Genomic DNA, 8,213 nt, shown 5'->3' with positions numbered 1-8,213 from the left:
ATTACCGCCTATTGAGTTCAAAATTGCAAGGTGCATTTTGTAACGCAGCCATACAAAGGAAAAGACTCATGTCCCATACAGTCCTGCAGAGTGATGCCTCTGCGCGCCATCAGGATTCTGTGTCGCGCCGCCTTTCTTCCGAGATCGTCGCCAAACTGGGCGCCGATACTGTCATCCGCCGCGATCTGGCAGAGCCCCTGCCCCTTTTGGACGAAGGCTGGGTGACCTCGACATTCATCCCTCCCCAAGATCGCACAGATACCCAAGCCGACGCGCTGTCTGTGTCCGACACATTGGTGGCCGAACTGCAAAAGGCCGACACGGTCGTGATCGGCACCCCGATCTATAACTTCTCGGGCCCTGCGGTTTTGAAAGCTTGGGTGGATCAGGTTGCGCGCGCAGGCGTGACGTTCCGCTATACCGAAAACGGTCCCGAAGGCCTGCTGGCTGACAAGAAAGTCATCGTTGCGGTCGCGTCAGGCGGTGTGGCCATTGGCTCTCCTGCGGATTTCTTGACGCCACATCTGAAAGTCTTTTTTGGCTTTATCGGCCTTCAGGACGTAACTTTCCTGAACGCAGACGACGTCGAGAACTTTGACATCGCGGCCTAAAAACCCCAGAGCCTGCGGCCCGTGCGGCAGGCTCTAGTCCATCTCGGGCAGCCAGACGATCTCGGCACCGAAATGGCCAAAGACCACCTCAAGATCTGCAAGCGTGATCGAAATCGTGCGATCATTGACCAGAGGGTGAAAGAACAACACATCCGCGTCCCGCGCGATGGGATCCAGAATGAATGTCACGCCTGCTTTGGCGCCGTTGATCATGGACAGCGGGCTGACCGCACCGGGCCGAATGCCCAAATTTTCCAGCAAACGGTCAGCAGAGCCAAACGACAACCCGCCAACGCCCAGCGCCTTGCCAAGCGCCTTCAAGTCAACATCGCGGTCCTGATCCAGTGTCACCAGATAGTTGCGTTTCTTACGATCGCGCAGATAGAGGTTCTTGGTCAGAAACGCACGCTCGCCCGGCGTCATCATGTCCTGCTCAACCGTCTTTGCATCCGCAACCGTGCGCAGCGGCACGTGATGAAACAGCTTATACGCAACTCCCCAATCATCGAGCTGTGAAAGCAACGCATCAGAGCTGACTGGCAGTGTGTCTTGAAATGCTGAAGAAGCATCCATGGCAGAATTCCCTTTGGACGGTCGATTGTGACATCAGTGTCACCGCCCTCACGGACATTCAAGAGCCGATTTTCGCAGCCCTAGGCTGCGGGTTTCTGGTGCATATCTTCGGTCTTGCGGGCTTTCTGAACCATGTGTTTTGGAATGGTAAAGGTAAATTCGCTGCCCTCGCCCGCCCGACTGCTGACGCCAATCGTGCCACCATGCATCTCGACAAACTTCTTTGAAATCGCCAGGCCAAGTCCGGTGCCACCGGCACGGCGTCTGTCGCTGGTATTGCCTTGCGAAAACTTGTCAAAAATTCCGTCAACGCGATCCGTAGGAATTCCGATCCCTGTATCAATGATGCGGAACCGCGCAAAGTCGCCGAACCGCTGAGCCTCGATCCGGACGCTGCCCTTTTCGGTGAACTTGATCGCGTTGCTGACAAGGTTGTCCAGAATCTGACGCACTCTGGGTTCGTCGGCAAAAATCGCCAGATCAGCGCTCGACCCTTCAAGGCTCAGGCCCTTCTCTTCGGCCTTGGAACGGTATTGCTCTACAACATCTTCAATCAGCTCGTCGCAGTAACACATTTCACGGGCCAGCTTCATGCGGCCAGCCTCGATTTTGGAATAATCCAGCACCTCGTTGATCAGAGTCAGCAAGCTGCGGGCCGAGCGTTCCACTTTGCCTGCCAGACCTTTGAACGAGGTTAGCATCGTCTCGATATCTTTTGCGAGCGGGTCAAACTCTTCACCCATCGACGCCAGACGCGCCATAACTTTCTGGGTCGCAGGCAACAGTTCAGGCTTAACCAAAAACGGGGTGCCGCCCAGAACAACCGTTAACGGTGTGCGCAGCTCGTGGCTCATCACGTCAAGGAATTCGGATTTCGCCACATTGGCGTGCTCAGCGTCTTCTTTGGCGCTGACCAATTCGGTGATGTCCACAAGGAAGCCAACCGTGCCCCCGTCCGGCGTACGCGCTTCGGACATGCGCACCCAGCGCCCATCATCCAGTTTCTGATCCACTGCTCCGCCCGAGGCCTTGTGCTGGGCAAGCCGCTCCTGCACCCACTCCTCTTCGCGTCCTATCGCCTCGGCATAGTGGCCGCGCGACACGCCCGAGCGCAGAATATCCTCAAAGCGCGTTCCGGCAGTAAACAATTTGGCCGCCCCACCGTGGAAATCACGATACTTGTCATTGCAGGCCACCAAACGGTCATCACTGTTGTAGTAGGCAAAACCGTCCTGAATAGAGTTGATCGCACTGGACATCTGCGCCACCGCCCGCATCCGCAACTGGATCAGCCGAAGGCCCGCGCAAATCATGATCAGAACTGTCAGCGTAATGCCTGCGACAATGCCATAGAGCTGGTTGATGCTTGCAGAATAGTTGTTCCATCCCCCCGTCGGCGCCGCGGCCATGACCCAGGATCCCACAGGCAGGGACACAGTCGCAAACACCGGCTCTGCCGCAAAGGTCGACCGGTCGCCCCAGAAGATTGCGCCATGACTGCCCCGCGCGTCCTTACCGCGGATCGCCAACCGGAAGTCCACTGTATCCAACCCAAGGATCCGCAGCTCTTCTTCGAAATCAATCACCAGATTGACCACGCCCCAGAACTGAGGTTTGCCCTCGGCGTCATCCAGATAGACCGTGTCATAGGCCACAATGCCCTGCCCGCCTTTCTCCAGATCTATCGGCCCTGCAAACAGCACCGATTGTGATTTGCGGGCACGCGAGACATGGGCAAAAAGCTCTTTGTTGTCGGCGGCGCGAAAATCCATCCCCATAAACTGCGCTTCACCCGTTTCGGGATAAATCCGGTCAACCACCAGATCCGGCGCGGCGGAAATCTCGATGAAGTCAGTGTGGTCAACAAAGATCTCTTTCGAGAAGGCCGCAAACCGCTCAAACGAGATATCCGGCTCTATCGAAATCAGGGCGGACACGGCGCGAATGGTGTCGGCGTTCCTCTGAAAGATCAGCGACAGGTCCAGAGCGGCCATGTTCAACTCGGACTGAATTTGAGCGCGCAGCTCGGCCTCATGATCCGCCCGGTTCCGCTGTTCCACATAGTAGAGAATGGTCGCCGCAATCAAGGCAACGATCAGCGCTGCGGCAATATAGAGGGGTGCCCAGCCAAAGCCTTGGCGGAAATTACTGCTTGTATTCGGGGTCCTGCGTGCCATGGGAATACACTTGTATGACGTTATCTTTTTTCTCGTTATGATTGTATGATCTACTTTTGCGGCAGCAATTCAACAGAAACTCAATCGAATTTTGTCCATTTAAGGGTTTCTTAACCAGATTGTGGGGTTCACCGCGTAAACCGCCAGATTTTCGCCACATTTCGTCATGGTTCTGTTACATTTCCCCCTGCTTGACTCCTCTCCCTGCCTCTATTAGAGACCCACTCAATTCCGGAAGTCCGTCAAAACTTCCGGTCCTAGGCCCAGCGCCAGGATCGCCCCCCGTCAGCGAGTTTCGCCCACGGGGGCATTCGTGCATTGGGTTTGTGGTTTGATCTTGGCGAGCGAGCGGGTCGTGACTATCTCGGCCTTTACTGAAACGTGACGGGCTGAAAAGGAGCCGAAAGCGATGTTTGAAAATCTCAGCGAACGCCTTTCCGGCGTCTTTGATCGCCTCACCAAACAGGGTGCCCTCTCTGAGGATGACGTAAAAGCAGCCCTGCGTGAAGTGCGCGTGGCCCTGCTCGAAGCGGACGTCTCGCTGCCGGTTGCGCGCGATTTCGTCAAAGCGGTTCAGGACAAAGCCACAGGTCAGGCTGTCACCAAATCGGTTACACCGGGCCAGCAGGTTGTCAAAATCGTCCACGACGAGCTGCAACATGTGCTGGCAGGCGACACCGAAGATCCCGGCGCGCTGAAAATTGACAACCCGCCTGCCCCGATCCTGATGGTCGGCCTGCAGGGCTCTGGTAAGACCACGACCACGGGTAAGCTCGCCAAGCGCCTGAAAGAAAAAGACGGCAAACGTGTGCTGCTTGCGTCTTTGGACATCTACCGCCCGGCGGCGATGCAACAGCTGGAAATCCTTGGCACCCAGATTGGCGTCGACACCCTGCCGATCGTACAAGGCGAAAGCGCGGTTCAGATCGCAAAACGCGCCAAGCAGCAGGCGACGTTGGGCGGCTATGACGTCTATATGCTCGACACCGCAGGTCGCCTTCAGATCGATCAGACCCTCATGCAAGAGGTCGAAGACGTCCGCGACGCCGTCAACCCACGTGAAACATTGCTGGTGGTCGACGGTCTGACAGGTCAGGTCGCTGTCGAGGTGGCCGAAGAGTTTGACGGCAAGATCGGCATCTCTGGCGTTGTTTTGACACGGATGGACGGCGACGGCCGCGGCGGTGCAGCGCTCTCGATGCGCGCGGTCACAGGCAAGCCGATCAAATACGTCGGCCTTGGCGAAAAGATGGACGCGCTTGAGACCTTCGAGCCCGAGCGTATCGCAGGCCGTATCCTTGGCATGGGCGACATCGTCGCGCTGGTCGAGAAAGCTCAGGAAACCATCGAGGCTGAACAGGCCGAAAAGATGATGAAGCGCTTCCAGAAGGGGCGCTTTAATATGAACGATCTGAAAATGCAGCTCGAGCAGATGCTCAAAATGGGCGGCATGGAAGGCGTTATGGGCATGATGCCCGGTATGGGCAAGATGGCCAAACAGGCCCAGGCCGCTGGCATGGATGACAAGATCCTGAAACAGCAGATCGCGCTCATTCAATCCATGACCAAAGTCGAACGCGCCAACCCGCAATTGCTGCAGGCCAGCCGCAAGAAACGAATCGCGGCGGGTGCGGGCATGGAGGTGTCTGATCTGAACAAACTGCTCAAGATGCAGCGCCAGATGTCGGACATGATGAAAAAGATGGGCAAGGGCGGCATGCTGAAACAGGCCATGAAGGGCATGTTCGGCAAAGGCGGCATGCCCGATATGCCTGCGGGCATGGACCCATCCGCCATGGACCCCAAAGCACTGGAAGCTGCCGCAAAACAACTGGGCGCCGGTGGTCTGGGCAGAATGCCGGGCGGCCTGCCGGGTCTGGGCGGCGGTGCACTGCCACCAGGCCTGTCTGGCTTTGGGAAAAAGAAATAATGCTTTCTCTTGCTCAAAATATCCCCGCCGGAGGCTCCCTCCGCCTGCCACAGGAGCAGACGTATGACTGATAAAACAGCCCGCGCCGCAGAGATCCTGGCCGATCACCGCGAGTCCATCGACCGATTGGATGCGATCCTTGTCTATACCTTGGGCGAGCGGTTCAAGCACACACAGGCCGTCGGCAAGCTGAAGGCAGAATACGAGCTGCCCCCCTCAGACCCAGCCCGCGAAGCGCGTCAGATCGCGCGCTTGGAAACTTTGGCCAAAGAAGCCGATCTGGACCCGAAATTCGCCACGGCGTTCCTCAATTTCATCATCGAGGAAGTCATCCGGCACCACAAGAAACACCAGGAATAATCACAGAATACTGGGGCAAGGGCCCCGTACAGCCATTCATAGGAGATACTCACCATGGCAATGAAAATTCGTCTCGCCCGCGGCGGTTCCAAAAAACGCCCTTTCTATCGCATCGTTGCTGCTGACAGCCGCATGCCACGCGATGGCCGCTTCATCGAAAAGCTCGGCACCTACAACCCGCTGCTGCCAAAAGACAGCGAAGAGCGTGTGAAAATGGATCTGGAACGCATCCAGTACTGGGTGTCCCAAGGCGCACAGGTCACTGACCGTGTTGCACGTTTCCTCGAAGCGGCTGGTGTGAACTCGAAAACCGAGCGCAACAACCCGAACAAAGGTAAGCCAGGTCAGAAAGCGCAAGACCGCGCAGAAGAAAAAGCAGCCAAAGCCGCTGAAGCGGCCGAAGCAGCAGCAGCTCCTGCTGAAGAAGCAGCGGCTGAAGAATAAGACGGACAGACCTGAATATGGCGGCGGTTTCGGCAGAATTCTCTGCAGAGTTTCAAGTCGAGCTCGACCGACTCCTCAAGTGGCGTCGCGACGTCCGCCATTTCAAAACAGATCCCGTAGACGAGGCGCTCCTGACGGAGTGCCTCGACGCGTTTCTAAAGGCCCCATCGGTGGGCCTTTCGGAACCCTGGCGCATTGTACGCGTCAACAGTGCCGCCGCGCGCGCGGCTGCCTATGAGAATTTCAAAGCCGCGAATGCGCAGGCCCTTGCCGGGTATTCAGGCGAGAAGGCCAAGCTTTATGCTGGGCTGAAGCTGTCGGGCATGCAGGAAAGCCCGGTTCAACTGGCGATTTACTGCGACGAAGGCACCGACAAAGGCGCGGGTCTGGGCGCAGGCACCATGCCTGAGATGCGCCGCTATTCCGTTGTGGGCGCCGTGAACCTGTTCTGGCTGACCGCACGCGCCAAGGGGCTTGGCGTGGGCTGGTTGTCCATTCTGGATCCCGATCAGCTGAACAAAGACCTCGATATCCCAGACTCATGGTCCTTGGTAGCCTATCTGTGCGTCGGCTTTCCGCAAGAAACCTCGGATACGCCGAAACTCGAGCAGATGGGCTGGGAAGACCGCCGCAGAAGCCTGCCGATCAAAGAACGGTAACTCCGGCCAAGATCACCCCCGTTTCAGACCAGACCCGCGCCTGCAGCAAAGGGGTCGACGGTCGGATCTTCGTGCCAGACGTATTCGCACCCTTCCGCCATCTCGCGGGCTTTTTCCAACCCAAACAAATCCGCAGCCACGCCCAGCGCCATATCCATCCCTGCAGAAACGCCCGATGACGTGAAAAACTTGCCATCCTGAACCCACCGCGCCTCTTTCACCCAGTCAACACCGGGTGCCAGCGGCACTGTGGCTGTGAAATCCAGCTTGTTCGTCGTCGCGCGTTTGCCATCCAGCACGCCGCTTATTCCCAGCAAAATGGACCCGGTACAGACACCCATCACCCGCAGGGCCTGCTCTGAGACGGTGCGTATCCATTCTGTGACCTTGGGATCTTTGGCGACGTCCAAGGCTGCATCCCCTCCGGGCACGAGCAAAAGGTCATAGTACGTGCTGGCCCCCATACTACAGTCCGGCAGCACTTTCTGCCCGTGCCGACTGGAAACCGGCGCATTGTCTATGCCGACGGTGACAAGCTCAATGTCGTCAAAGAACCCCCCAAGCATTTCAACCGGACCGAAATAATCCAGCGTCTGAAACCCCGGAAAAACAAATGCAGCCAACCTACGCATCTTGAACCCCTTACTGTAACACCTGCGCGCCGGCACGAACAAAGCACGCATCCTGATCTGGAAGGTAAATTGACCCCGCGCGAAATCAATCACTCCCCATTTGCCCTCTGTCCGCCAACCCGCTATCACGCAATAAGCACAACAAAGGACGTCGCTTTATGGCCAACCCCTCTGATCTCATCTGCGTAGGAGCCATCGCGGGCGCGTTTGGTGTTCATGGTGAAGTCCGGCTGAAAAGCTTTACCGCCGAGGCAGAGGCGATCGTGGACTATGCACCACTGACGACCGAAGACGGCAGCGGATCTTTCGACCTTGTTCTGACCCGCGCGATCAAGAACGGGCTGGCCGTCCGCCTGTCTGGTGTGACCACCAAAGAAGAGGCTGACGCGCTGAAAGGCACGCAGCTCTACGCACCGCGCGACCGTTTGCCAGAGCTTGAGGACGACGAATTTTACTACACCGATCTGATCGGCCTTGAGGTTCGCGACACCGGTGGCACCACGCTTGGGCATGTGAAATCCGTGCAGAACAATGGGGCCGACGACCTGTTGGAAATTCATGGTCCCGGCCTGAAAGCCACGGTGTTGCTGCCCTTTACAAAGACTGTTGTCCCCACGGTGGACATGGCATCCGGCCGCCTGATTGCTGACCCGCCGGAGGGGTTGTTCTAGCAATATGCCGCGTCTGCTGATCCACCCTGGCTTTCACAAGACGGGCACATCGTCACTGCAAACAACGATGCGCAAGAATGCGGATGTGATTGCGCCTTGGGTGCGGGTGAACACGCTGGAAGAAACCAAGGATCTGCGGCTCGCCGCCTGGCTTTT

Annotated in this window: 9 protein-coding genes; 6 read left to right on the top strand and 3 right to left on the bottom strand. The window is 57.3% G+C overall.

From position 1 onward, the window contains the following. Window positions 1–68: 68 nt before the first annotated feature. Entirely contained in the window at window positions 69–611 is a 543-nt protein-coding gene (locus ACEQWH_RS14650; protein WP_370232061.1) for an FMN-dependent NADH-azoreductase, read from the top strand. 33 nt (window positions 612–644) lie between these two features. Here the strand turns inward: ACEQWH_RS14650 and ACEQWH_RS14645 are convergent, their stop codons facing one another. Together ACEQWH_RS14645 and ACEQWH_RS14640 are read right to left on the bottom strand one after the other, a co-directional pair. Next, window positions 645–1,184: a prolyl-tRNA synthetase associated domain-containing protein gene (locus ACEQWH_RS14645; protein ID WP_370232060.1), complete on the bottom strand. Its 540-nt coding sequence runs from the start codon at window positions 1,182–1,184 to the stop codon at window positions 645–647. Between the two features lie 80 nt (window positions 1,185–1,264). Further along, the gene (locus ACEQWH_RS14640) at window positions 1,265–3,361 is read right to left on the bottom strand and encodes an ATP-binding protein (protein ID WP_370232058.1); all 2,097 of its coding nucleotides are present in this window, start codon (window positions 3,359–3,361) and stop codon (window positions 1,265–1,267) included. 409 nt (window positions 3,362–3,770) lie between these two features. Here ACEQWH_RS14640 and ffh point away from each other — a divergent pair, with 409 nt between their 5' ends. From ffh to bluB, 4 genes are all read left to right on the top strand, one after another. Then, complete coding sequence (ffh, locus tag ACEQWH_RS14635) at window positions 3,771–5,291, top strand: signal recognition particle protein (protein ID WP_370232056.1); 1,521 nt, start codon at window positions 3,771–3,773, stop codon at window positions 5,289–5,291. 63 nt (window positions 5,292–5,354) lie between these two features. Continuing rightward, complete coding sequence (locus ACEQWH_RS14630) at window positions 5,355–5,651, top strand: chorismate mutase (protein WP_370232054.1); 297 nt, start codon at window positions 5,355–5,357, stop codon at window positions 5,649–5,651. Between the two features lie 54 nt (window positions 5,652–5,705). After that, window positions 5,706–6,095, top strand: coding sequence for a 30S ribosomal protein S16 (rpsP, locus tag ACEQWH_RS14625; RefSeq protein WP_370232053.1), 390 nt, complete (start codon window positions 5,706–5,708; stop codon window positions 6,093–6,095). Between the two features lie 17 nt (window positions 6,096–6,112). Beyond that, window positions 6,113–6,754, top strand: coding sequence for a 5,6-dimethylbenzimidazole synthase (gene bluB / locus ACEQWH_RS14620; protein WP_370232051.1), 642 nt, complete (start codon window positions 6,113–6,115; stop codon window positions 6,752–6,754). Between the two features lie 23 nt (window positions 6,755–6,777). Here the strand turns inward: bluB and ACEQWH_RS14615 are convergent, their stop codons facing one another. Continuing rightward, entirely contained in the window at window positions 6,778–7,386 is a 609-nt protein-coding gene (locus tag ACEQWH_RS14615; RefSeq protein WP_370232050.1) for a DJ-1/PfpI family protein, read from the bottom strand. Window positions 7,387–7,544: 158 nt separating this feature from the next. Between ACEQWH_RS14615 and rimM the strand changes: the two genes are divergently transcribed. Further along, window positions 7,545–8,057: a ribosome maturation factor RimM gene (gene rimM, locus ACEQWH_RS14610; RefSeq protein WP_370232048.1), complete on the top strand. Its 513-nt coding sequence runs from the start codon at window positions 7,545–7,547 to the stop codon at window positions 8,055–8,057. Window positions 8,058–8,213: the final 156 nt, after the last annotated feature.

This window comes from Cognatishimia sp. (assembly GCF_964229375.1).
In the GTDB taxonomy this organism is placed as follows: domain Bacteria; phylum Pseudomonadota; class Alphaproteobacteria; order Rhodobacterales; family Rhodobacteraceae; genus Cognatishimia.
The sequence above is the reverse complement of the archived record's forward strand: the minus strand, read 5'-3'. Positions and strand labels throughout refer to the sequence as shown.

Excerpts from the sequence above, each read along its gene's own strand:
- bluB (WP_370232051.1), top strand. The coding sequence starts at position 6,113 with ATGGCGGCGGTTTCGGCAGAATTCTCTGCAGAGTTTCAAGTCGAGCTC.
- ACEQWH_RS14650 (WP_370232061.1), top strand. The coding sequence starts at position 69 with ATGTCCCATACAGTCCTGCAGAGTGATGCCTCTGCGCGCCATCAGGAT.
- ACEQWH_RS14640 (WP_370232058.1), bottom strand. The coding sequence starts at position 3,361 with ATGGCACGCAGGACCCCGAATACAAGCAGTAATTTCCGCCAAGGCTTT.
- rimM (WP_370232048.1), top strand. The coding sequence starts at position 7,545 with ATGGCCAACCCCTCTGATCTCATCTGCGTAGGAGCCATCGCGGGCGCG.
- ACEQWH_RS14645 (WP_370232060.1), bottom strand. The coding sequence starts at position 1,184 with ATGGATGCTTCTTCAGCATTTCAAGACACACTGCCAGTCAGCTCTGAT.
- ffh (WP_370232056.1), top strand. The coding sequence starts at position 3,771 with ATGTTTGAAAATCTCAGCGAACGCCTTTCCGGCGTCTTTGATCGCCTC.
- rpsP (WP_370232053.1), top strand. The coding sequence starts at position 5,706 with ATGGCAATGAAAATTCGTCTCGCCCGCGGCGGTTCCAAAAAACGCCCT.
- ACEQWH_RS14630 (WP_370232054.1), top strand. The coding sequence starts at position 5,355 with ATGACTGATAAAACAGCCCGCGCCGCAGAGATCCTGGCCGATCACCGC.
- ACEQWH_RS14615 (WP_370232050.1), bottom strand. The coding sequence starts at position 7,386 with ATGCGTAGGTTGGCTGCATTTGTTTTTCCGGGGTTTCAGACGCTGGAT.